The following is a 23501-nucleotide window of genomic DNA, read 5'->3' as shown; positions in this document are numbered from 1 at the left end:
GATACCGCTATAAGTAACTATAGTATATTTCTACCGGTGCAAAGTATTCCCTTCATATATTCATAATCTTTCCTTAACCTTCGACAAAAACCTTTCAGTGGTTACTATAAACCGCTCGTGCCGGCCACTGCCAACTAAATCCTTGCCGTCAAAAGCTTCTACTTTAAAAATTAACCGGCGCCCGTCAATCTCCAAAAGTTCGGACCGGGCTTCAACGAAGCCACCAACCGGAGTGGCGGCCACATGCTCCACATCCACTTTAATGCCAACCGTTGAGTGTCCCTCGGGCAACAAAGGGTCGACAGAACTGAGCGCAGCGTTTTCCATTAAACCAATCATGGCCGGAGTGGCAAACACATTAATACTGCCACTGCCGTAGGCAATAGCTGTGTTTTTTTCACTAACCTCTTCCCTGGCTGAACCGCGTAACCCGATTTCAATTTTAGCGATTAAGGACATAGCTATCCCTCATCTCACTATTTCTTTTAAATGGAATTTATTCTACATGCAGTGAACATTTCCTGCAAACCAATGAACATTATTTAACCGTGCAAAAAACAAAAAGCGGCCCTGCCGCTTTTGTTACTCATAAATCCAGCTATCTGTAGCTCTTTTATATTCAATTATTTCTTCGGGAGCAAAAAATATATTTATCTCCCTGCCGGCGCTTTCGACTGCATCAGATCCGTGAATTACATTTCTGCCGATATCCATGCCGAAAGTTCCCCGTATCGTACCCGGCGCCGCTTTGAGCGGGTTAGTGGCCCCCATCATGTCCCGGGCCGTACTTACCGCGTCCTTACCTTCCAATACCATGGCCACTACCGGCCCGGAGGTTATATATTCCACCAGAGGCTCAAAAAATGGTTTACCTTTATGTTCTCCATAATGGCGCTCGGCCAATTCCCTTGTGATCTGCAGCATTTTCAGCGCGGCAATCTTTAATCCTTTTTTTTCAAAACGGGAGATTATTTCCCCCACCAAATTTCTTTGTACACCGTCAGGCTTTACCATTACATAAGTGCGTTCCACTTGATATCCTCCTTATGCCTTGTTGGCTTCAACGCCGGCTTCCCGCATTAATGCGCCAAATTCTTCCGATTCCAGCGTTTCTTTGTCCATCAAATTGCGGGCAATTAAGTGCAGTACTTCCATATGTTTATTCAACAAGTCTTTAGCCCGGTTATAATTTCTTTCGATCATGTGCCTTACTTCCCTGTCAATTGCCGCGGCAACTTCTTCCCCGTAGTTGCGGTCACGGGAAATATCACGTCCCAAAAATACTGTTTCCTGCTTGCGGCCTAATGTCAGAGGACCTAATTCATCGCTCATGCCGTATTCCATAATCATTTTTCGCACCAGCTCGGTAGAGCGTTCCAAATCGTTTTGTGCTCCGGTGCTGATTTCCTTTAAAACCAGGGCCTCAGCCACACGACCGCCCAGCAGCATGGTAACCTGATCCAGCAGCTGGGATCTGGTCATATAGTAGCGGTCTTCCTTGGGCAGCAACAAGGTATAGCCCCCCGCCCTGCCCCTGGGGATAATTGAAACCTTGTGCACGGGATCGGTATGCGGGAGCAGGTATCCTACCACGGCATGGCCGGCCTCGTGATAAGAAACCAGTTTTTTCTCCTGCTCGCTAATGACCCGGGATTTCTTCTCGGGACCCGCAATAACGCGCTCTATGGAATCCTCAAGCTCACTTTGTCCCACTTCTTTTTTATTGCGGCGTGCCGCCAGCAGCGCAGCTTCGTTCATTAGGTTGGCCAGGTCGGCTCCGGTGAATCCGGGGGTGCGCCGGGCCAAAACATCTATATCCACAGCCTCTGCCAGAGGTTTGCCCCGGGCGTGAACTTTTAAGATTTCCTTGCGCCCGTTAACATCAGGTATATCAACCACCACTTCGCGGTCAAAGCGTCCCGGCCTGAGCAGTGCAGGATCCAGGATGTCCGGACGGTTGGTGGCAGCTACGATGATAATGCCTTCGTTGGCCTCAAAGCCATCCATTTCCACCAGCAGCTGGTTCAGTGTCTGCTCGCGCTCATCATGGCCACCGCCCAAACCGGCCCCGCGCTGACGTCCGACGGCGTCAATTTCGTCGATAAATACAATACAGGGGGCGTTTTTCTTGGCCTGTTCAAAAAGATCACGCACCCGTGAGGCGCCCACGCCGACAAACATTTCCACAAAATCAGAGCCGCTGATACTGAAAAACGGAACCCCGGCTTCCCCCGCCACGGCCCGGGCCAGCAAAGTCTTGCCGGTTCCGGGTGAGCCAAAAAGCAGAACGCCCTTGGGGATGCGAGCACCAAGTTCATTGAACTTTTTGGGGTTTTTAAGGAATTCAACAATTTCCTCCAGTTCTTCCTTAACTTCATCAGCGCCTGCCACATCGGCAAAAGTAACTTTTTTCTTGTCGTCGGTATGCAGCCTGGCCCTGCTCTTACCGAAAGACATCACCCTGTTGCCCCCACCCTGGGTTTGCTGCATCAGGAAGAAAAATAACAGCACAAAAATCAAAATTGGCAGCAGCGTGGTTAAAAGACCGGTCCACCACCCCGGCTGAGGCAAAGGAACAACATTATAGCTTACCTGTTTTTCAAGCAAAATGTTGCCTAATTCCTCAACGCCCGGAGTTATGGTCCTGGCCTTGAACTGTGTTCCATCCACCCTCTGGCCCGTAATAAGTATGGTCCCATCCTCGGGCTGCAGCGTCACCAGTTTGATCTTGCCCTGATTCAACGCTGCGTAAAACTCGTCATAACGCCATTCTTCAATTTCAGTACTAGGGTGGGAGGTATACTTGATCAGGGCAATGGTAACCAGGACAATCAGTAAATAAATGCTAAGGTTCTTCATGACCTTGTTCAAACATGGCCACTCCTCTCGAATACCAGGCAATTTTATCAAAAAAACATAATTGTTTCAATTAAAAAAGCCCGTTTTTTAGCTTATACAAGAATTTTTTCCGTAATCATTTATATATAACCGTAAAACAGTAATTGTTTCATCGGTAACTTTCCATTTATCACCCGGACGCTGCCCGGCAACCCAAACGATATCCGCCCCGGATACAACAAGTGGTATATAATTTCTAATATTTACAGGTATTTTGTTATCAATGAAAAATTTTTTCAGTTTAATTGTTCCATCAAGTCCCAGCGGCATAAACCTGTCACCATTCAGCCTCCTCCTTACTACCAGAGGCATAGACAGGCTATCGTAATCCAGGAAGGCCTCCCAGGGCTCGGCGCCCGACAGCTCCGGCACATCTTCCCTGGCCAGAAGCTGAGCCCCAACAGACATCCCAACTTCCGGTATAGGCGTTATGCCCGGGATATTAATCAGATACTGATAAAAAGGGATAGCCTCCTTAGCGTGGTTTATAGTGAATTCTACCAGATTATAGTTTTTTACGCACGTCACACCCCTGGGAAGTGCAATTTGACGATAACCCCCTCCACCTTTTATTATTTCCAAAACCTTATTAATATGCTTATATTCCAAATCATCACTGTCACCACAAATTTCAAACCAGGCCATTCGTATTACCCTATTCCTCAAAGCAAGAGGGATTGCGAGCAACCGATCCCTATCTAACCTAACGGTGCCGCCGCCGGATGCCAACTTGGCCTGCCGGTAAGCTTTACCGGCTTGCTGGTCCAAGTATTCATCTTCTTCCCTGATAATTTCCCCCAGGCGATTGATGGCTTGAATTAAGTTGGGGTTATATTGGCTCTCCAGTAAAGGAACCAGCTCCAACCTGAGTCTGTTGCGAAGATACTTTGACTTATCATTGCTGGCATCGTGCCTGTAGGCCAAGCCGTGCTGTTTACAATATGACTCGATCTCCTTTCTCCTAATCGTAAGTAAAGGCCTGATAAAAAAGTTGTCCCTGACAGGGAGCATTCCCCTGAGTCCTCTCGTCCCCGTACCCCGGATAAAATGCAGCAGTATTGTTTCGGTTTGGTCATCAGCATGATGTCCCAGCGCTACCCTGGCAGCTCCTGTTTTGGTAGCTACCTCACTTAAAAAATTATATCTCACTTCACGGGCGGCAACTTGGGCGGACACCCCCCTGGTATTTTTATAAGCCGGAACATCACGGGATTCGACATAAGCTTCCAGGTGCCAGCGTTCCGCCAGTTCCGAAACAAACTTGGCATCGGCATCCGCTTCTGCACCTCTGAACCGGTGATTCAAATGTGCCACTACCAATTTTATTTTTAGCTCATCCTTTAGCATGTATAGGATATGCAGTAATGAAACAGAATCTGCCCCGCCTGAAACTCCTACGACAATTGTTTCTCCCGCGGTGACCATGGCATGTTCTTTTATTTTTTCAGCCACCAACTGGATTAGAGGCATTTTATCACCTTTATACCCACAGATATTATTGACTTAATCTTCAACACCGGAGAAAAAATTTCCTTCCGTTACTAAAAATTTCACAATTATAAAATATGCAAAGGCCCGCCAAAGCGAGCCTAAAATTTTTCACTTTACTTGTATCTGGCCTCCGGTGGTTCCCTCCGCGCTGGCGGCATGGGAGCCTATTTAACCTTCTCTGCCCTCACCACAATTACAGTCATGTCGTCCGCCGCCCGGCTCCCTTCTCCGGCGCCGCTAAGCGCCAGCCTTAGGATTAATTCGGCCACTTCCTGGGGGGGAAGTTCAATGATTTCCCCCAGCACGGCACTTATCCAGTCCTCTTTCTCATTTTCCCCCGGGTGTACATCTAAAACCCCATCCGTCACCATAACCAGCATATCACCCGCAGTAATATCCATTTCCGCAGAAAAAGTATTTATTTCATCAACAACCCCCACAGGAAGGGAATTCGCCCTGATCACCTCAACCTGGCCGCGGTGGACAAAAAAACTGGGGGACGCGCCTATTTTAATCAACTCAGCGCTTTTTCCGTAAAGATCCACTAAAAATAAATCAACGGTGGTAAAATTGTCTTCGGGCAAACGGCACATCATTACGGAATTGAGGATTTTAACTGCCAGGTCATGGCTAAAACCAGCTTTTAACAGCTGCTGCAGCAAGGCCAAAGTAGCTCTGCTTTCTGCCGCCGCACCCGGGCCGGATCCCATCCCGTCACTCATCATAATGGCCAATTGACCGTCTCCCAACTGAATGAACTCATAAGCATCACCGGAAACAGTATTGCCTTTCCTTGGTGAGGCAGCAACACCCAGCCCCAATCTGAGTTTTAAATCCGGGTAAAATCTAATCGTGCAAAAATCATCTCTTTTAAAACGTGTACAGTCTTTTATTGCCGGTGTTAAATGCAGGCCTGTCATACTGCTTAAAACGGGGGCAACGTCATAAATACATCTTTTGCCTCCGCCGCAGGCCGCCAGGGTAATTTCAATTTCTAAATCTCTGACCCCCGGGAACATGGATAACGAGGCGACGTTCAGACCGGCCTGCTTTAACTCCTGTTTCATTTGCTCACCTCGACGAGCGCAACTATGGTCTTCAACGTCCATACTTCTGGCAAGATTGTCTATCACCCCCTGCATGCCTCTCAGCTGTTCCGCTACTAATTTTCTGCTTTCCCGTAAGCGACTTTCCCAGAACCGGTTCATTTTCTGCATTCTGTACAAGCAGTTGGCGGCAACAACCAATTCTCCCGCACGTGAACAGCGGGCCCGCATATTTTCTTCCAGTTCTTCTTGGCCAACCGCACCTTTTTGCTCCACAAGATCTAAAAACGCCTGCATCTTTTGGTAAGTAAGCATTTGTTCTCTTTCCCAGCAGACCCGGCTTAAAACACAATTTAGGCAAACCATGTTTTTAATTTCGTTAATTAACGGGTCCCATCCCCGGACATCCTGCTCCGGCTCTAAAGCACCGCTGACTTGCTCATAAACACTGGATACTTCTTTAAATACAGATCCCCAATTACTGACCCGATCCTTAATGTCCGGCAGCACACAGTCCTCAACGGGCTTCGGCCCTTCCAGCCACGGGTTGAGCATGGGGAAGAATTTTTTAATTTTGTTTAATAATGAACTTGGCGCCAATAAAAATATTACGGCTGCCGCCGAGCACTCTGAAATAACACCTGCGATATCCTGACCGCTGTTTAAGTAGACCGTAAGCAGGATGTTGCCCAATAAAAAACCTCCTGCCACCCCAATCTTACCCATTGCGCCGCCAAGCCCTCCCAGAAAACCAGCAAAGGCAAAGGCCCCCAGCGCGGCGGGCGACACATCGAAAATCAGTCCGGGCAACACGCCCATAATTGCTCCGGCAGCAGCTCCAAATCCGGAACCGCCCAGAAAAGCCGCAGTCATGACCACGATTCCAGCCATAATACCGCCCAGGCTAATACCGTCCCACTGCACCTGCCCCGCCCCGGCAACCGCTGATATCAACAGGGTTGCTAAACATAATAATTCATCAACGGACACCTGGTTCCCCCGGACAATCCGGTTAAGCCCCGCCAGCGCAGTATAATAGACAGCGGCAAAAAACGCAGCAAAAATTGCTTCGAACAAAACCCTGACATACTCATAAGTAGTTGGATTGGTAAAAGCCTCATAACCGGTTCCGATCACAACAACCGCTGCAAAGACTATGCCGCCCAGCATTATTCGATATCTGGGAGCTTTTGCAGGCAAAGCCAGGACACCTACACCGGCGACCAGCAGCGACATGAAATGAACCAATAGATCCCAACCGTAGGATGCTGTTGCCAACCCCAAGGTTGAACCTATCAGCGCCGCCAATACAATTTTGCGCCTATAAGCAGAAGAAGCCGCCACAAAAGCGGCGCCAAACGGAAAGATCTCACCTAACAAAACCGCTCTGCCAAGCAAAAAAGCCGCTGCCAGTATAACTGCCTGAAGAGCCAGCGCTTTAACTTCAGGAATTCCCAACAATTTAATACGGCTGCCCTTTTCACACCGGCTATCATTAAAAGTGGTTTGTTCTTTGCTTTTCTGATGGCGCTGGAACATGTTAACTTCGACTCTTTCGAACAAAAAATCCACCCCTTTGGCCCGCAATATCATTTCCATTATATTACAGGTGAGTGGAATTGTAATGACCTATTTGGAATTTAATACCATTTTTATTACGACATTTTTCGGCATTAGCCCTGCATCACCAGACCGTACAGAATATCGGCCTCGCTTACCACCACATACTCTTTTTCAAGCCCGCGCAGTATCTTGCTTAATATCAACGTCCCGGCCGGTATAATGTCAGCTCGCTCAGGCTGCAACCCGGGCAACCGCTTCCTGGCTTCCACCGGGAGACCAATCAAATGATGATAAATCTGTTTAACCATGTTCAAAGTCAATTTATACCCGTGTACTTTTTCCCGGTCATAAACACGCAATACTTGCGCCATGGCAGCCAGTGTTGTCACCGTACCGCCTACTCCTACAACATCACCATGGCAATCCGGCTTAACAGCCTCTATAGCTTCTTTAAGCACAGCTTCAACTTGTTCCTGACCACAACCCCATTCGGTCATCCGAACTGCACCGGCATTAACACTGACGGATCGGGGGCGCCCGCTGCTGACCCAGGTGAATTCCGTGCTGCCTCCGCCAATGTCAACCACGGTTATGCCCTCACCGCTATCTGTTCCTGCTATAGCCCCCTCGTAACTTAACCTGGCCTCCTCGGTGCCCGACAGTACCCTCAGTTCTATCCCTGTTGACGAATAAACCGCATCGGCAAATTCACGGCTGTTTTGGGCATCCCTAACCGCACTGGTGGCAGCAATATAAATTTTATTCACCCCGTGCTCATAAGAACAGCGGACAAAGTCTTCAATAGCAGCAATCGTCCTGGACATAGCCTCTTCCAGCAACCGGCCTTCCATGAAGCCCTGTCCCAGTCTCGTTGTTCTCATATCCGTAACAATGGGCACTACTTGGCCCTCCTGTACATCCGCAACCAGCAAACGGGTAGAATTACTTCCCACATCAATAGCCGCAGCTAACATAAGCTATCACCCCCGCATAGAAAAAAGCATTCTTTGCCAGAATGCTTCGCCTTAGCTTTTTCTGCTTGAACCCCGGCCACCCCGCTTCGACTCCGTGTTGCGGCGCAAACTTTGCAGCCGCTCATCACTGTCCTTTAAAAAACGCGACAACTTTTCCTCAAAGGATACTTGTGGCCTTGCAGGCTTTCGCCTTCGTTCAATTGTTTGTTTTATTGAAAGCCCGATTTTACCTTTGGGATCAACGGATATTACCTTTACTTTAACCATATCATTAACTTTTAAAAAGTCATTGATATCCTTGACGTATTCCTCAGCAATTTCGGAAATATGTACCAGGCCCGTTTTCCCGTCAGGTAGTTCAACGAAAGCTCCGAAACTTGTAATGCCGGTGACTTTGCCTTCTATAATTTCTCCCAGTTGGACTGGCATATCGGAAATAGTTCCTCCTACATTGAAAGACCTTGATTAATTATATCAAAGCCACACCATGTGTCAAGCAGTGTTTAATCCCGAACATCGGGAACATTAGTTGAGGCATCAGACCCCTCGGGCTGTACAGGTACGATTCTGGCCTCACCGGGTTTAACCAGTCCTAATTTCTCTCTGGCTACCTGCTCAACGTAAGCGTCCGATTGCAGGCGTTCAATTTGTTTTTGCAGTCCCTGGTTCTTGTCTCGTATTTCCGCAATCTCTTTTTGTATGGCGTCAAGGTCGTTCTGCATGGCATGAAGCTGGTCAAAGCGCGTCACGAGTGAAAAAGATATATATACTAATAGCAACGCAACAATCACTAACGGCAGCTTACTGCGGTCAGGCCGGAAAACTCTGCGGCGCCGAATCTCTGGCTCATCTTTTATATTTACCACGTTTTTAAGTCCTGAATTTGGCGCACCTGCCACTTTGTTTTCACTCCTCTTCGTCAAGCCCAAACAGGCCCAGACTTGCAGCGGGAATTACAATGACCACCTCGTAGCCCTTGGAACGTGCCCGGCCATAAAGCGTAGCCACTGTACTGGCGCTTAATCCCAGTTGTTTGGCCACCCGGTCGTTGGAATAACCCGATTCCTTTAAAGCAACAACTTGCCGTTCCCGAAAGCTGAGCTTTTCAACACCTCTGATTTCAATTTTCAATTTAGCCCACCCCGGCCAACCAGGTTAGCATCCAAATTATATAAGCATTCAGGAGTCAGGATATTATGTAACGATAAACCATTCTTTTATACTTTTTACTGACTCCTGACTTCTGTCTCCTATGTAATTTACATTTTAACTACAAACTGTGTACAAACCTTCTACAAAACTATAATATTTCCTGCCAGGCCGAAAACTTTTTTCTTTAAAAAAAGAAAGCCGGTCATTGGATTAACCGGCTTTCTTTTCGTCCACCAGGACCAGGTATTCCTCACCAAGCTTGGTCAGACTGCAGATTTTACTTTTACCTTCTGTTGACACATCTACCAGGCCCAAGGCATACAACTGCATGATTACATGATCCAAAACAGCTCTTTTAACTCTGGAGAGTAGTGAAAGATCCTCTTTATTCATATTACCTTCGTTAATTAGTGCCTCTAAAACCCTGTTAGCTTCCTCGGGGAGTCTTTCACCGGCCTTTACCAGGTAATCCGCCAATGTAGTAGTTCCTATCATTTGTATTCCTCCTTTTTATCTATTTTTGACTTTTTTTTCTTAATTAATAAGCCATTAAGCAAATTTTTTACGTGTTTATTTAAGAAATTTATGGGAACAATATTACTAATTAACTAAAAAGCAGGTGATGTCATTGCGTAAGCTAAAACATATTGCATTATTATTAATTCTTATGACCGCTGCAAGCTGTGCTTTTATCAGCTATATACGATGCAACACCGTACCGTCGGGTTTAATACGGCTCCACGTGATTGCCAACAGTAACACTTTTTATGATCAGCAGTTGAAATACCAGGTTAAAGATCGCATTGTCTTGGCAACAAGGGACGATTTCGGCAAAGCGAACAGCATTGAGGAAGCCCGTGCAATTGCTGACAGCAGCGCGGAGAAAATAGCAATGGCGGCCGCAGATGAAATTAAACGTCAGGGTTTTAATTACCCGGTAAAGGTTGTGCGGGGAACATTTCAGTTCCCGGCTAAAACATATACAATTGAAAAAGAATCCGGACAGGTAAGTCAGCTCACCCTTCCCCCCGGAAAATATGAAGCAGTCCGGGTTATTATTGGGGATGGCCAGGGAGCCAACTGGTGGTGTGTGCTTTATCCGCCCCTCTGTTTTGTGGACCTGGCCAAATCCACACCGTCAGCATCGATTGCGGCAGCCACAGCCGCGGAAAAGCAAGCTGCAGAACAGTATGATAACGTAAAGCCCAAAATTGAATACAAGATTAAGGCCGCCGAACTTTTTAGCTCCTTGTTTCATAAAGATTAGAAGCCGTCCGATACGGACGGCTTTTTTATGGCCTTGGCTTTTTTATTTTTTTCAGCAAGTTGACAGCTTTACCAACCACTTTTTTAATCAGCCTTTTAACCGGCGCCGGTATGATAAACCTGAGCCCGGCCCCGGCGCCCCGGGCGGCTAATCCCATCCCCGCGCCCAGCATTCTGAAAGGAAAGACTACCGCCATGTACAGTACCTTGAATGGGAACACCGCCACCATTGCTGTCCAGCAAAAAACCATGGCAGCCAACCGGAAAAATTTGATTACCTGCTTAATAATATCAACAATCAAGCCCCTTACCGTGCGTTTGGAAATAAAAAAATAACTACCTGTACCCAGAACAAACCCAATCAAAATAAAAAACCTTACTTCACCTTGATTGAAATAAAGCAGCAAAGCATATACTGCAGGGGTAAGCAGCAGCCAAAAAATAATATCGCCCACCAGGACCCCGACTTTTCTTAATCTGAGCACCTGTCCCAGCCCGGCATATACATCATAGAAAAGACCGGCCAGAATTCCGGTCAAAATTGTATAAAAAAACACCATAAACTGGTTGGTTACCGTCTCCGTCACACCTACTACCTCCAGTTATGCCGTGCGGCGCACCACCCGGTGGTTATTTAAAAATTCTATCCAGCATTCCTTTACCCCTTACACCCTTGCCACTTTTCCGTTCAAAAAATTCAAGAGCAAATATCCGGCCTTCGACGACCATATTTTTTGTTTCCAGGTCTAGATTAGTGATATGTAACCCCTCACCTCTCAGCACCAAAAATCCCAAGTTAGTATCAAGGTTAATTTCCCTTTCGTTAAATTTCCCAACATGCTCTACTCCTTGAACCACCAGGTGGCTCCTTTCGGTAAGGGTCAACCGGTTGCTGTATTCCTGCTTTTGTTCCACCACCAGTTTCACCTCCCGGCCCGAATACGGGTAACCTTTCATATCATATCTATGCCGTTTAGCCGGGAATATGCAAAAAGGTGGTCCCGTCAGGACCACCTTAAACCTAAATATCTGTTAATCCCATAGTTTCTGTATTTTAACGTCCCTAAAATAAAATTTAATTATCTCCTCAGGGTCTTTCCCTTCGTTGGCCATTTTTTGGCTGCCCCACTGGCATAACCCAACTCCATGACCGAACCCGTTCCCCACAAGTAATAGATTATTCCCTTGAACTTCAGCGCGGGAAATAAGTGTGGAACGAACTTGTTCGCTGCCAAGGGCAAGTCTTAACTCAGGGCCGCTAACTGTTGCAGAGCCAATTTGAAATTTGGTGACTCTTCCTGAAGGCCCCCTTTCAGTTATCTTTACCGCATTAACGTTACCAGGATCAGTTCCATTGATTTTTCTGACTGCCTCACGCACGCGATCCAATGGTATTTCAGCATGCCAGTCTCTGTTTTCCGGTACGGTTACCGCCAGGCAACCGTCCCGCGCACCAGCCTTAATATACTTTGTGGGCTCTTTATTGTACCCAAGCCCCTCCTGGGCTGAGGCGGAAATGCCACCGTCGCAGGCTGAAAACCATCCCTTGATATAGCTGTTTTGATAAGTAATAACCTTGCCCCGGGTCATTTTAACTGCTTTGCGCACGTTATCATTGATACGGGAAGGGTCGTAAGCTTGAAATTCCTCAACGCTGGTGGATGCATCTGTCCCATGCAACTCTTTAACCCGCCCTGCCTGGATATTCTCCATGGTGAATGTCCGGGCAACAATAGCCTGGGCAGCTAATGCGTTTATTGGCCAGGTAGGTTCCATTTCCGCGGCCACCACACCGGCCAGGTAATCTTCCAACTTAATATTCTCCTTGGTGCCTTTATCGTTGACATAAAGACTAATTGTCGGCTCTTTGTCGGGCGCACCTGGAACACGTTCCAAAGGTTTGCGCTGGGGGCCGAAGTTGCATGCCCATAACAGCCCCAAAACAACTACTAACGCCGCTATAATTTTGATATACCGCAAAACCATCCCTCCCGCTATTATTTTTCTATATCTTTTGTGGGGAGGTTGCAAATTATTCTATAACTGGGGACATTCTCGGACGGTAGGCAGGGCCGTCCGTTCCCAACCCCTTTTTCATTTTCTGCTAGTCAGGCCCCCTGGTAAAGTAGTTCAGCACTCCTTTTAAACGCGCCGCACCTTCACAGCGAAGTCCTCCGGCGTACGATGGCACTTCCAAGCCAGGGCAAGCCGCCAGGGGAAGGGAATCCGGAAAATTTACACGGCAATTAACGTAAACCGCCATTAAGCAGCCAAACTTATCAATTAACCACCCGGTTAATTTTCGCCCTCGCTTATGAATCAGGTTTAACCGTGGTAATACAGCCCAGACATCACCCAGCTTTTGATAATTATGACCTGAAGGTAACATTACCAGTCCCCCAATCCATTTATTGTTAATGTTACCATATTAGGTCAAACGTCAAATATTTAAAATATAATGGTATTTCTAAGTCTTAAATAGTCTTGCTGTCATATACTCGTAAATGCTTTTTAAACAAAATAAAAAAGGCCCCTTGGGACCTTACTTATTCCTTCAACCTAAAATCTTCAATTAATTCATACAAATCTTTGGCCTGGCTTGCAGGAATTGTTTCCCGCACTTCAGCAATCCTGACCTTAACCCGTCGCTGACCCAATGAAATTTCAATCACATCACCGGTCTCAACAACTGTTCCGGCCTTAGCGATTCTGCCGTTAACCATTACCTGCTGCCGGTCACATACTTCCTTAGCCAGAGTACGGCGTTTAATTATACGGGATACTTTTAAAAACTTGTCTAATCTCAAAAAATGCCTCTACCTTATCTGTTAATTTAGGAAATGGCTTCGCGCAAAGCTTTACCGGCTTTAAACACCGGCACCTTAGCCGCTGCAATATCTATTTCCTCACCGGTTTGCGGATTGCGGCCTTTGCGGGCGGCCCGCTCCCTTACTTCAAAAGTCCCGAACCCAACCAATTGGACCTTATCACCGTTTATGAGGGCTTCTTCAATACTTGCTAAAAATGCCCCAACAGCTTTTTCTGCGTCCTTTTTGGTCAGTTCTGCCTTTTCTGCCACACTGGCAATCAGTTCTGCTTTGTTCATGGATACCCCCCTCAAAAATTAAACGTGGTAACATGCTCTAAACTATTCGCTATCTAACTTCAAGTTCCTTCTAAACAGTAAATTTTTCCTACATTTTTTCTATTTTTCATCTTTTTTTTTCTCGTTCCATAGTCTGTCCATTTCTTCTAATGACATTTCAGCCAAATTTTTGTTCATTAAGGAAGCACTCTGTTCAATGTATTTAAAACGCCGGGTAAATTTACCTATGGAAGCTAAAAGAGCAACTTCAGGATCAATACCAGCCAGTCTGGCGGTGTTTACCACCGCGAACAGGACATCTCCCGCCTCATTTTCAATATCTTCCCGGATGCCACTATCCAGCGCCTCCTCCCATTCTCTGAGCTCTTCCTTAACCTTGTCCAGAGCGCCCCTGAAATCAGGCCAGTCAAAACCTACCCGCGCAGCCTTCGCCTGTACTTTTAACGAACGAGACAGGGACGGTAACCCGCAGGGCACCCCGTCGAGTATAGATTGATTATGACCGGTATCACCATCCTTTTCGGTTTTTTTAATTTTATCCCAGTTAACCAGCACTTCAGCGCTGTTCTTAACGCTGATATCGCCAAAAACATGGGGATGGCGGCGGATCATTTTCTGGCTGATGCCGTCAACCACATCATTGATGTCGAATATTTCTTTCTCTTTTGCTATCTGGGCATGAAAGACAATTTGTAGTAATAAGTCTCCCAATTCTTCACATATTTTATACATATCTTCCTGCTGAATGGCTTCCAGCACCTCATATGTTTCCTCCAGCAGGTAAGGAGTCAGGGTATGGTGGTCCTGTTCACGATCCCACGGGCAGCCGTTTTTTCCACGCAGCTTATCCATTATTTCCACCAGTTCGTCCAGTGGATACCGGCTTGCGCCCTTGTACAAATCAGCATCAACAGGGGGAATATACAAGCTGGTAAGATGATCAATCCAATCAACACGGTCAACAGTATAAAGCGGCAATTGCTCAACCATTTCCCGGCCGGGAACACCTGCAGCCCGCACCAAAAACACTGCGTGACCGGCAGGGTAGATATCCAGCAAAGTAAGTTTTAAGTCCGACGCTACCAGACGGTTGTATACCTGAACAACCACCGCAGCAGTCTTCGGGTTCAAGCTCAATTGATCAGGCTGTAAGCAGTCCGCAATTTGCATACCCTGCACCGGATCTATCCTTAACAATGCATAGATAGCGTCTAAAAAACTCATAGCCGGTACAATATTAACTTTAATCCCCCTGCGGTCCGACTCTTGCAAGATCAATCCAACCGCTGTCTCCGCCACCAGCGGGTGCCCTGGAACGGCATACACCACCGGACAGGAATCAGCGGCAGCGATAATATCATCGGCGATCAGCCGGTAAACCTCTTCAAAACTTCCGGCCTTTTGATAATATTTATCAAAGGATTCGAATAATATGCTTTGTTCTTTGATCCAATCAACAACAGGGTGTATTTCCGTGCGCAAGTATAATTTGGACGCATTTTTTAAAGCATTAATGTTGGCCTGAGGCAGTGCATCCTTACCGCCCGGTCCCAAACCAACTACGGTGATCGTTCCCGCCAATTTAAAGAACCTCCTGCTAGGCAATCTCTTACTGTTATCCTTACCAATTACCACAAATTTTACTGATTTCCTTTAACAATAACAAAATCAATAGTTTTAAAAAAGGTTTTTGGCAAGATTTATCCAATGTTTGTTTTTATGAAACATCGCTTAAAAAACATTCTGGAGGGGATTGAAAGTGTTTGGCTTAATCAAGAAAACAATCAATCCGGTGCCCGGGGAACAATTGGCAATGCCAAATGAACAATTAACAGTTGGAGATGAAGGTCAGGCAATTGATAAGCTGATTAACGAAGAAACAATAATTGACCGCATTAAAGCAGCCATGCCCTTTTTTAAGGCATCGCTCAACCCCGGTGTCGGTCTTTACTTGTTTGATCAAAACCAGGTGGTCTGGTGTGAGGACAGTGTCAAAGGAGCAATATTTGGGTTGGGAGACAAAATAATACCCGGTAGTGTACCCGATCAAGTACTGAGCACCGGGCAGCCCGTAACGAAAACTTATACTGATGAAAGATTCGCAACGCCTTACATTATGGCCGGAGTACCGGTTATAGGGGAAAGGGGAGATATCCGGGGGATATTTATCCGGATAAGATTTGAACAAAGTACGGAATTTATCCGGGAAGCGCTGGAACCTCTCCAGCAAATTGTCACCGGTATTTCCGAGAAAATCACCGATGTTTCCGCCAACAGCCGGCAGTTGTCTGCCATTGTGCAAAATATCAGCAACTACTCGGCGGAGGTTGCTTCCACCAGCAATGAAATATCCAATGTAACCGGGTTAATTAACGACATCGCCAGCAAAACCACTATTTTAGGCATCAATGCCACCATTGAAGCCGCTCACGCGGGAGAACACGGCAGAGGATTTTCTGTTGTTGCCGGGGAGATTCAAAAAATGAGCGATAAAACCAAAGAGGCTACCGCCAACACCGGAAAACGGCTGCAGGATATTCAAAACAGAATCCAAAACCTTTCCCAGGAACTGGCGCAAATGTCCGGCGCGCTGCAAAATTTAACGGACGTCATTATGGATACCAATCAAATGATCAACAATTATGAAAAAGCCGTTGTTGTGGCAAACGGCAAATTGGAACAAAAAATGCAGACGTTGTTTAAGTAATATAAAAACAGCCCATTGGGGGCTGTTTTTATTGTTCCATTTGTTTAGCCAGAAACCCTGCCGCAGTTTCAGCCAGTTTCAATTCCAATTCTCCCATCATCAAATCGTTCTCCCGAGAAGCCAGAATCACCGCCCCGATAGGATCTCCCTCAGATATTATCGGAGCTATGACTTCCGCCGAATATTTGCATTCACCGTCCTCCGTAATCAAACATTCCTTACAATAGGGGTCTTTGCCAGGATTATTGATTATTACCGCCTTGCGCTCTTCCATTACTTTTTCTACGGCAGTACTGATTGGTCTATTTAAAAATTCTTTTTTGGGTGCACCGGAAACGGCAATAATGGTATCCCGATCGGCTATACAGGCAATATGGCCCAGAGCCTCGTGTAATGAATCAGCGTATTCCTTGGCGAAATCACCCAGTTCACCTATGGGAGAGTATTTTTTTAAAATTACTTCGCCTTCCCGGTCAACAAAGATTTCCAAGGGGTCGCCTTCCCGGATTCTAAGCGTTCTTCTTATCTCCTTTGGAATAACCACCCTGCCAAGATCGTCTATACGTCGCACAATACCGGTTGCTTTCATCAGCCGCCCCTTCCCTCCTTTACCTGAAGATAATCACGACTAAAAACCTTCTATGTTAGTATATAACCGGAGGAAAGGAATTATTCATTTTTTTCCAATAGCAAAAAAATATTTTCAACTTAACCAAAATCAGTTATTTTTTTGTCGAATCATCTTTGTCATCTTTATCAGCCTGTTCGGGCTGATCCTTTTCAACATTGTTTACAATTTTAGCTTTATCCCGCAAGCTTTTCAGGTATTCGTCCGTTTTTTGGTTAACCGCATCCTGGTTCAGAGAAGAAATGATACTGTCTTTGGACTCTTCCAGTGTCTGGGTTTTAGCCGGAATAATTTCGTCCAGGCGGATGATGTGGTAACCAAACGTAGTTTTAACCGGCTCCACAGTATACTCCCCTTGTTTCAGGTTAAAGGCGGTATCTTCAAATTCCTCTACAAAACCACTGCCTTTGCTAAAGGCCGGATATTGGCCGCCGTTATCTTTACTGCCCTGGTCATCACTATATTTTTTGGCCAGCTCGGCAAAATCTTCCCCGGCCTTGATTTTCTGGACTACTTGCAGGGCCAGCACCTTGGCATCAACTTCAGAACGTTTTTGGCCGTTCGAATAATCACCCACACCGATTAAAATGTGACTGACCTGTCTTTGCTCCGGCTGGCTGAACTGTGTTTTATTTTGCTCATAGTATGCTTTAATTTGCTCATCAGTGGGCTCTGGAACTTCAGACACTATTTTTTCCTGCAAATTGTTCATGGCCAGCTGCTGTCTGAACAGATCATTTAATTTAGTCTCATTGACCCCGTTGGCAGCTAAATACTTTTTAAAATCAGCTTCGGTGCCCAGCTGCTTTTTGATTTCGTCAATTTGGTCTTGGACTTCCTTGTCACTGGGCATCATGCCCTTCTTTTCGGCATCCTGCAACACCAGCTTCTGGTCGATCATCTGGTCCACAAGGTTTTGGCGGAGCATTTGCTCCAATTCTTTACCCTGGTCCCCCTCAAAGCTGAAGCCCTGCTGCTCGAGATTTGTTTTCATCAGGGCAACCTGCTCGTCCAGCTCTTGAACGGTAATATCTTCACCGTTAACCGATGCCACCACGTTTTTACTTCCGCAACCCCAGAGGATCGTGGAAGCCAGTATGATAAACAATCCCAGAATAAAAATATTTTTACGCAAATTATCTCCTCCCAATAATCACCGGGCGGACCGAGTCGTCCGCCCTACAATGATTTTTAATTAATACCGTCACCTGCGGTGGCAGCAACTCATTCAATTATATAGCAAATAAACACCTACAGCAACAAACTATAATTACCGGTTAAAGTATTCAGAATTCAGTAGTCAGTAGTCAGAATCCTAAAATACACCAAGACGATAAACTGTTCTCCATTCTGTCTCCTGTCTACTGACTCCTCACTTAATATCCATTAAAAACCGTTCCAGATCAACCAACTGCCTTTCAATTGTCCTCCCGGCTTCTCTGTATTTTAACCGAATTTCAAACTCTTCTTCGGTATTATTAAATTTCACTTTATTCCCATAATTCTCCCCGACCCTGACTAACTTATCACCGGTAAGGTTATGGTTGAAAGCAAATACCATTCGGTAAAAACCCTGCTGCCTGCTGATAGATTTTATTTTCAAGCTGCCTGCCGTAACCCGTATCCGGGCAACCTTCAGCAGGTTTTGCACCTGCCGGGGCAAATCTCCAAAGCGGTCAACCAGTTCCTCCTCCAGGTCCGGAACCTCTTCCGGTTTTTTCAGGGCGGCAATTCGCCTGTAAAGTTCTACCTTTTGATTGGTATCAGTAATATACTCCTCAGGAATGTATGCTTCAACAGGCAGTTCCACCACCGTCTCCACAGGCTGCTCTGTCTTCTGGCCCCTTGCTTCCTGAACAGCTTCTTCCAAAAGCCTGCAATATAGGTCAAAACCAACCGCTGCAATGTGGCCATGCTGTTCCGCACCCAGCAAATTGCCCGCGCCTCTGATCTCCAGGTCACGCATAGCCACTTTGTAGCCTGAACCCAGTTCAGTAAATTCCCGGATGGCAGACAATCTTTTTTCGGCCACTTCGTTTAAAACCCGGTCCTTACGAAAGGTAAGATAGGCATACGCCAGCCGGTTGGCCCGCCCGACCCTGCCGCGCAGCTGGTAGAGCTGCGCCAGGCCAAAATTATTGGCGTCTTTGACAATCAGCGTATTTACATTGGGGATATCCAGGCCGCTTTCAATAATGGTAGTGCAGACAAGCATGTCATATTCGCCGTCAATGAAATCGAGCATTATTTGTTCCAATTCCTCTTCCCGCATCTGCCCGTGGGCGCATATGATCCTCGCCTCAGGCACCAGCGATTTAAGCCACAGGGCAATAGTATCCAGGTCACTGACCCTGTTATGCACGAAAAAAACCTGTCCGCCGCGCCCCAGTTCCCGGCGTATCGCTTCCCTGATCAAAACCGGGTCTTCTTCCAGCACGTAAGTTTGAACAGGAAACCTGTTTTCCGGAGGTGTTTCCAGCAAACTGGTATCGCGGACGCCCACCAGAGACATATGCAATGTCCGGGGTATGGGTGTGGCAGTCAATGTAATCACATCCACATTGGTGCGCATTCTTTTTAATTTTTCTTTGTGGGCCACGCCGAATCTTTGCTCCTCATCCACCACCAGCAGGCCCAGATCCTTAAAAAGAACGTCTTCCTGCACCAGGCGGTGGGTTCCAATGACTATATCAACCCGCCCTTCCTTCAGATCCTTGATGATGGCGCGCTGTTCACGGGGTGACCGGAACCTGCTCAGCATTTCCACCCTTACCGGGTATCCGGAAAAGCGTTCCCTAAAGGTATTGTAATGCTGTTGAGCCAGGATGGTTGTAGGGACCAGCACAGCCACCTGCTTGCTCTCCATCACCGCTTTAAAAGCCGCGCGTAAAGCCACTTCCGTTTTTCCGTAGCCCACATCACCGCAAAGCAGCCGGTCCATGGGCCGCTTGCCTTCCATATCACGTTTAACTTCTTCTATTGCCTTTACCTGGTCCGCAGTTTCCTCATAGGGGAAAGCATCCTCAAATTCCTTTTGCCAAACCGTGTCTGCGCCGAAAGCATAGCCATAGACCGTTTCACGGGCCGCGTAAAGGGCCAGTAATTCCTGGGCCATATCCCTTACCGCTTCCCGTACCCGGCTCTTGACCCTGCTCCACTCCGCGCCGCCCAACCTTGACAGCCGCGGGGCGTCGACCTCGGCGCCAAGATACTTTTGCAGCAATGACACCTGGTCCGTTGGCACATAAAGCTTATCCTCACCGGAATATTTAATTAACAAATATTCTTTGCGGATGCCCCCTATATCCAGCGGCACTATGCCCTGATAGCGGCCGATTCCGTGATTAACGTGAACTACATAGTCCCCGACCTTAAGATCGGTGAAGGGTTCCATCCGGTTCCCTTCGCGGGGCTGCTCCCGGCGTTTGCGCCGTCTTTGTCCGAAAATCTCGCCTTCGGTAATAACCACCAGCCGGGCGTTAACCAATTCAAAACCGTTGGATAACTGCCCATGACAAATCACTGCGTTTGAAGGCTTAACCTCCTGGTCCAGATTGCTTACATAAAACACGTCAATTTTTTCGTCCCTTAGAGCGTCAAGCAAGTGCCTGCCCCTATCCTGTCCGGTTACCAGCATGACTACGGCATTGCCGTTGCGCCGCCACTGTTTAATTTCCTCCGCCAGCATTTCAGTATGGCCAAGAAAGCTATGCATCGACTTGGCGGTAAGGTTGACTATATTCTGCGGCCGGATAAAGGGCGATTGGCGGGGCATAAAAGTAAAATACGCGGTTCGCCTTGATCCAATGCCCTCGTATAAGGCGTCCCAATCAATGTAGCCTTTGAGCTGGCCGGGCAAAATCTTACCCCTGGTAAGTAGGTCCGCGTATGTTTCACTCCGCTCGCGCTGTATGCTTTGTACTACTTCTTTAACTTTTTGGGGTTCGTCAATGTAAACAGGAACGCTGGCCGGCAAATAATCAATCAGGGTTGAGGCCCGGGGATAGAAATAAGGAACAAAAGGCTCCAACCCCTGAAAATATACTCCGTTATCCAGCATTTCCAGCTGGTGCCCATAATGTTCTTCAAAAAACTGCAGTGCTGCGGCATCGCCCGATCTGGCCAGCTTACGCTGCTGGATTCTGAAATCCGCCTTTACCGCGCTCCTGCCCATGGGCCATTTTTCCGGAGGAATGATAAATTCCCTGGCCGGGTAAACAGAACATTGATATATCTTCCTCTCCGACCGCTGGGAGCCCACTTCAAAAAGCCTGATAGAATCCACCTCGTCGTCAAAGAATTCCAATCTTACGGGCGTTTCCCAGGTCATAGGATAAATATCGACGATACCGCCACGCACACTAAAATGCCCGGCGTTTTCCACCAGGTCAACTCTTTCATAGCCCATAACAAGCAGGCGGCGGACCAGTTCCTCCGTCTCCAGGCGGTCTCCCACAGCAATATCCACAACAACCGATTTAAAAACGTCAGGTGGCGTCAGCCTGCGCATCAGGGCCTCCACCGGCGCCACAACAACCAGCGGCTCATTACGGCAAAGGGCTTCCATAATGCTTAAACGGCGGGAAATAACCTCCTTACCGTGGGCAAGCACCTGGTAAGGCAATAGTTCATACACCGGAAGTTGTTCCACCCGAACCCGGGGCAGCAGTGAGGCCAGGTCGTCGGAAACCTGCCCTGCTTCAATTTCACTGTTTGTTATCACCAGGGCGGCAGGATTAAAATCTTCCACCAGTGCTGCTATTAACAGGTTTCGCTGGGCGCCGGTCAGCCCAAAAACCTGCTGTTGATTGCGTCCGGTATTAAAAGCCTTAACCAGTCCGGCATATTCTGTTGTATTAATAATTCGGGACAGTAAACCTTTCATTGCACCACCATAAAAAAGGCATCACAAAAAGAGCTTTAGCGCTGTCGGGCTAAAGCTCCGATTACCTTTTATTCTCTCATTCCAACTCCTGACTCCTTTTTAATTCAAACCATGATAAGAATACGCTATCCGGTCATCGGTTCCGTATATCTCCTCACGGCATTCTTCACAAAGGCCAGTAATAAAAGCATTATTTCTTTCATTTTCTTCCATCATTATACCCCCGGCCTCATGCCCCGTCAAGCTGCCTATACCAGATTGTTCCAAATTGGAATCCGATTCAGTTGTCTTGAACACACAATCACAGCATTCACAAATATAGTATGTTCTCATGGTTAGCTCCAGTATTTGATTTTTTACCTTTTTTTAGGGTTTGGACCCAGCAGTACCACTACAGTATAATTCCAGGCCGCGTGCAGCAGCACAGCCACTGTCAAGGCCAGGGCCGGCGATCCGTAAAGGAGGTAAAGCCATTGGGTTACCAACCCCAATATGCTATGCAGCGCTAATGCCGCCAACCCGGGCCAAACGCCCCGGCGGCGCAGGGTATCCATAACCAGTTCTACACCGCCAAAAACCACGTGGGTATAGAATATGCCTGCATTAAAAAGCAGAGCCGACCCTGTTTTCGCTGTTTCTTCCACTATGGGCGCCAATACAACAATCATCAAGCGTGAGCTGCCGGAGACAGTGATTGCTCCCAGTACAACCCTTGCCGCCAGTGCGGAAAAAAAACCTGAAATGAGGTAATACACTTCTGACTCCTACTTTTAGTATTGACACCCTAAAGAAAGCTTATACCGCAGCCATTCCGTTATACTTATTCATAGCCGCCCCGACACCATGTTCAACGATTTCCCAAAGCACTTCAGGCACGTTTTCCAAAGCCCGGTTGATGGCGCCGGTATCCTCGGGGTTTGGGCGCCCCAATACCCAGTTTACAACATCCGGCCCTTTCTCCGCAGGCCGGCCGATGCCGATGCGCAGCCTGTTGAAATCACCGGTTCCCAGTAAATTGATTATTGACGCCAGTCCACGGTGGCCACCGTCCCCACCGCGTTGTCGCACTTTGATTTTACCCGGTTCAAGATCCATCTCATCATAAATTACCGTCATATCGCCCGCGCTTAATTTATACCAGTTGAGTAATTTGACCACAGCCTCACCACTCAAATTCATATATGTTTGAGGCTTGGCCAATATTATTTTTTCCCCTTTATGCAAACCCTGTCCCACAATGGCTCGCATAAAAGTTTTGTCCAATTTTATCCCCAGTTGGTCCGCGATCACGTCAACGGCCATAAAGCCGGTATTATGCCTTGATTGGGCATATTGCCTCCCGGGATTTCCCAGGCCCACCACCAGTTTCAATTTTAATTCACCTCTGCCTTGCCCCGGCTGTAAAAACCCCCTCCCCATATGAAGGGAAGGGGGCTCAACCAGGTTATTGTGTGGGAATTATTTCCCCGGTGCCGCTGATGATGACATCGTCATGGGCTGCTGCAAAGGAATTACCACCGATGCTACCGCCGGCAGAGGAATAATAACTGCCTCATGAACAGTATTTTCCGGCGTTGTCCGGTGAATTTCCAAAAAGTTTGATCCCACAGCATGCAGCGTACCTGCTACGGGCACATTTTCTTCACCGACATAAACGGTGATAACTCTGCCAACACACCCTTGGAGCCTATCACAAAGTGACATTCCGCAACCAGGGCCGTAGCCGGGGCCATAACCTCCCCCGGGTGGATAGTACCCCCCTGCTCCAGTGGCATCAGCCATAAG

The 23501-nt window shown here is 47.3% G+C and carries 26 protein-coding genes; 2 read left to right on the top strand and 24 right to left on the bottom strand.

Going from position 1 to position 23501, the window contains the following annotated elements:
- Positions 1-60: 60 nt before the first annotated feature.
- The 10 genes from BM056_RS17095 to BM056_RS17050 form a co-directional block, all read right to left on the bottom strand.
- Entirely contained in the window at positions 61-459 is a 399-nt protein-coding gene (locus tag BM056_RS17095) for a thioesterase family protein (RefSeq protein ID WP_092472643.1), read from the bottom strand.
- A gap of 123 nt (positions 460-582) precedes the next feature.
- On the bottom strand, positions 583-1032 hold the full coding sequence (gene ndk / locus BM056_RS17090) for a nucleoside-diphosphate kinase (protein WP_092472641.1): 450 nt from the start codon (positions 1030-1032) through the stop codon (positions 583-585).
- Positions 1033-1044: 12 nt separating this feature from the next.
- Positions 1045-2871 carry an ATP-dependent zinc metalloprotease FtsH gene (gene ftsH, locus BM056_RS17085; RefSeq protein ID WP_092472639.1) on the bottom strand — a complete coding sequence of 609 codons (1827 nt, stop codon included), beginning with the start codon at positions 2869-2871 and terminating at the stop codon, positions 1045-1047.
- Between the two features lie 75 nt (positions 2872-2946).
- Entirely contained in the window at positions 2947-4350 is a 1404-nt protein-coding gene (gene tilS / locus BM056_RS17080) for a tRNA lysidine(34) synthetase TilS (RefSeq protein ID WP_165613577.1), read from the bottom strand.
- A 203-nt stretch (positions 4351-4553) separates the two neighbouring features.
- Complete coding sequence (spoIIE, locus tag BM056_RS17075) at positions 4554-7034, bottom strand: stage II sporulation protein E (RefSeq protein WP_092472635.1); 2481 nt, start codon at positions 7032-7034, stop codon at positions 4554-4556.
- A 74-nt stretch (positions 7035-7108) separates the two neighbouring features.
- Positions 7109-7972 carry a Ppx/GppA phosphatase family protein gene (locus tag BM056_RS17070; protein WP_092472633.1) on the bottom strand — a complete coding sequence of 288 codons (864 nt, stop codon included), beginning with the start codon at positions 7970-7972 and terminating at the stop codon, positions 7109-7111.
- A gap of 51 nt (positions 7973-8023) precedes the next feature.
- Positions 8024-8401: a S1 RNA-binding domain-containing protein gene (locus tag BM056_RS17065; RefSeq protein WP_092472631.1), complete on the bottom strand. Its 378-nt coding sequence runs from the start codon at positions 8399-8401 to the stop codon at positions 8024-8026.
- A gap of 74 nt (positions 8402-8475) precedes the next feature.
- On the bottom strand, positions 8476-8871 hold the full coding sequence (locus BM056_RS17060) for an FtsB family cell division protein (protein WP_238456511.1): 396 nt from the start codon (positions 8869-8871) through the stop codon (positions 8476-8478).
- 7 nt (positions 8872-8878) lie between these two features.
- On the bottom strand, positions 8879-9103 hold the full coding sequence (locus BM056_RS17055) for a helix-turn-helix transcriptional regulator (protein WP_092472629.1): 225 nt from the start codon (positions 9101-9103) through the stop codon (positions 8879-8881).
- A gap of 231 nt (positions 9104-9334) precedes the next feature.
- Entirely contained in the window at positions 9335-9619 is a 285-nt protein-coding gene (locus BM056_RS17050) for a transcriptional regulator (RefSeq protein ID WP_174549972.1), read from the bottom strand.
- Between the two features lie 133 nt (positions 9620-9752).
- Here BM056_RS17050 and BM056_RS17045 point away from each other — a divergent pair, with 133 nt between their 5' ends.
- Positions 9753-10391 carry a stage II sporulation protein R gene (locus tag BM056_RS17045; protein WP_165613576.1) on the top strand — a complete coding sequence of 213 codons (639 nt, stop codon included), beginning with the start codon at positions 9753-9755 and terminating at the stop codon, positions 10389-10391.
- Positions 10392-10416: 25 nt separating this feature from the next.
- Here BM056_RS17045 and yabQ read toward each other — a convergent pair whose 3' ends face one another.
- From yabQ to yabN, 7 genes are all read right to left on the bottom strand, one after another.
- Positions 10417-10977, bottom strand: a complete 561-nt coding sequence (gene yabQ, locus BM056_RS17040) for a spore cortex biosynthesis protein YabQ (protein ID WP_092472625.1) — start codon at positions 10975-10977, stop codon at positions 10417-10419.
- Between the two features lie 43 nt (positions 10978-11020).
- A complete protein-coding gene (locus BM056_RS17035) occupies positions 11021-11308 on the bottom strand; it encodes a YabP/YqfC family sporulation protein (RefSeq protein WP_337833519.1) in 288 nt (95 codons plus the stop codon).
- A gap of 114 nt (positions 11309-11422) precedes the next feature.
- Complete coding sequence (locus BM056_RS17030; RefSeq protein WP_092472621.1) at positions 11423-12376, bottom strand: SpoIID/LytB domain-containing protein; 954 nt, start codon at positions 12374-12376, stop codon at positions 11423-11425.
- Positions 12377-12494: 118 nt separating this feature from the next.
- The gene (locus tag BM056_RS17025) at positions 12495-12779 is read right to left on the bottom strand and encodes a hypothetical protein (RefSeq protein WP_092472619.1); all 285 of its coding nucleotides are present in this window, start codon (positions 12777-12779) and stop codon (positions 12495-12497) included.
- Between the two features lie 157 nt (positions 12780-12936).
- Positions 12937-13197 carry an RNA-binding S4 domain-containing protein gene (locus tag BM056_RS17020; RefSeq protein ID WP_092472617.1) on the bottom strand — a complete coding sequence of 87 codons (261 nt, stop codon included), beginning with the start codon at positions 13195-13197 and terminating at the stop codon, positions 12937-12939.
- 26 nt (positions 13198-13223) lie between these two features.
- Positions 13224-13496, bottom strand: coding sequence for an HU family DNA-binding protein (locus BM056_RS17015; RefSeq protein WP_092472615.1), 273 nt, complete (start codon positions 13494-13496; stop codon positions 13224-13226).
- A 99-nt stretch (positions 13497-13595) separates the two neighbouring features.
- Positions 13596-15077, bottom strand: coding sequence for a bifunctional methyltransferase/pyrophosphohydrolase YabN (yabN, locus tag BM056_RS17010; protein WP_092472613.1), 1482 nt, complete (start codon positions 15075-15077; stop codon positions 13596-13598).
- Positions 15078-15255: 178 nt separating this feature from the next.
- Here yabN and BM056_RS17005 point away from each other — a divergent pair, with 178 nt between their 5' ends.
- Positions 15256-16203: a methyl-accepting chemotaxis protein gene (locus BM056_RS17005; protein WP_092472611.1), complete on the top strand. Its 948-nt coding sequence runs from the start codon at positions 15256-15258 to the stop codon at positions 16201-16203.
- Between the two features lie 28 nt (positions 16204-16231).
- Here BM056_RS17005 and spoVT read toward each other — a convergent pair whose 3' ends face one another.
- The 7 genes from spoVT to BM056_RS16970 all read right to left on the bottom strand — a co-directional run bounded on the left by spoVT (position 16232) and on the right by BM056_RS16970 (position 23498).
- Positions 16232-16792, bottom strand: a complete 561-nt coding sequence (gene spoVT / locus BM056_RS17000) for a stage V sporulation protein T (protein ID WP_092472609.1) — start codon at positions 16790-16792, stop codon at positions 16232-16234.
- Between the two features lie 133 nt (positions 16793-16925).
- Complete coding sequence (locus tag BM056_RS16995; RefSeq protein WP_165613575.1) at positions 16926-17966, bottom strand: peptidylprolyl isomerase; 1041 nt, start codon at positions 17964-17966, stop codon at positions 16926-16928.
- Between the two features lie 237 nt (positions 17967-18203).
- Positions 18204-21716, bottom strand: a complete 3513-nt coding sequence (gene mfd / locus BM056_RS16990) for a transcription-repair coupling factor (protein WP_092472605.1) — start codon at positions 21714-21716, stop codon at positions 18204-18206.
- A 99-nt stretch (positions 21717-21815) separates the two neighbouring features.
- A complete protein-coding gene (locus tag BM056_RS16985) occupies positions 21816-22049 on the bottom strand; it encodes an anti-sigma-F factor Fin (RefSeq protein ID WP_092472603.1) in 234 nt (77 codons plus the stop codon).
- A gap of 23 nt (positions 22050-22072) precedes the next feature.
- A complete protein-coding gene (locus BM056_RS16980) occupies positions 22073-22471 on the bottom strand; it encodes a hypothetical protein (protein ID WP_092472602.1) in 399 nt (132 codons plus the stop codon).
- Positions 22472-22511: 40 nt separating this feature from the next.
- On the bottom strand, positions 22512-23078 hold the full coding sequence (gene pth, locus BM056_RS16975) for an aminoacyl-tRNA hydrolase (RefSeq protein WP_238456519.1): 567 nt from the start codon (positions 23076-23078) through the stop codon (positions 22512-22514).
- Between the two features lie 96 nt (positions 23079-23174).
- The gene (locus BM056_RS16970; protein WP_092472600.1) at positions 23175-23498 is read right to left on the bottom strand and encodes a hypothetical protein; all 324 of its coding nucleotides are present in this window, start codon (positions 23496-23498) and stop codon (positions 23175-23177) included.
- Positions 23499-23501 lie beyond the last annotated feature (3 nt).

This window comes from Desulfotruncus arcticus DSM 17038, assembly GCF_900113335.1.
Classification (GTDB): domain Bacteria; phylum Bacillota; class Desulfotomaculia; order Desulfotomaculales; family Desulfallaceae; genus Desulfotruncus; species Desulfotruncus arcticus.
Note: the sequence above shows the minus strand (reverse complement) of the source record. Positions and strands in the feature narration are given on the sequence as shown.

Excerpts from the sequence above, each read along its gene's own strand:
- BM056_RS17095 (WP_092472643.1), bottom strand. The coding sequence starts at position 459 with ATGTCCTTAATCGCTAAAATTGAAATCGGGTTACGCGGTTCAGCCAGG.
- spoIIE (WP_092472635.1), bottom strand. The coding sequence starts at position 7,034 with ATGGAAATGATATTGCGGGCCAAAGGGGTGGATTTTTTGTTCGAAAGA.
- BM056_RS17070 (WP_092472633.1), bottom strand. The coding sequence starts at position 7,972 with ATGTTAGCTGCGGCTATTGATGTGGGAAGTAATTCTACCCGTTTGCTG.
- BM056_RS17065 (WP_092472631.1), bottom strand. The coding sequence starts at position 8,401 with ATGCCAGTCCAACTGGGAGAAATTATAGAAGGCAAAGTCACCGGCATT.
- BM056_RS17050 (WP_174549972.1), bottom strand. The coding sequence starts at position 9,619 with ATGATAGGAACTACTACATTGGCGGATTACCTGGTAAAGGCCGGTGAA.
- BM056_RS17030 (WP_092472621.1), bottom strand. The coding sequence starts at position 12,376 with ATGGTTTTGCGGTATATCAAAATTATAGCGGCGTTAGTAGTTGTTTTG.
- BM056_RS17025 (WP_092472619.1), bottom strand. The coding sequence starts at position 12,779 with ATGTTACCTTCAGGTCATAATTATCAAAAGCTGGGTGATGTCTGGGCT.
- BM056_RS17015 (WP_092472615.1), bottom strand. The coding sequence starts at position 13,496 with ATGAACAAAGCAGAACTGATTGCCAGTGTGGCAGAAAAGGCAGAACTG.
- spoVT (WP_092472609.1), bottom strand. The coding sequence starts at position 16,792 with ATGAAAGCAACCGGTATTGTGCGACGTATAGACGATCTTGGCAGGGTG.
- mfd (WP_092472605.1), bottom strand. The coding sequence starts at position 21,716 with ATGAAAGGTTTACTGTCCCGAATTATTAATACAACAGAATATGCCGGA.
- BM056_RS16985 (WP_092472603.1), bottom strand. The coding sequence starts at position 22,049 with ATGAGAACATACTATATTTGTGAATGCTGTGATTGTGTGTTCAAGACA.
- BM056_RS16970 (WP_092472600.1), bottom strand. The coding sequence starts at position 23,498 with ATGGCTGATGCCACTGGAGCAGGGGGGTACTATCCACCCGGGGGAGGT.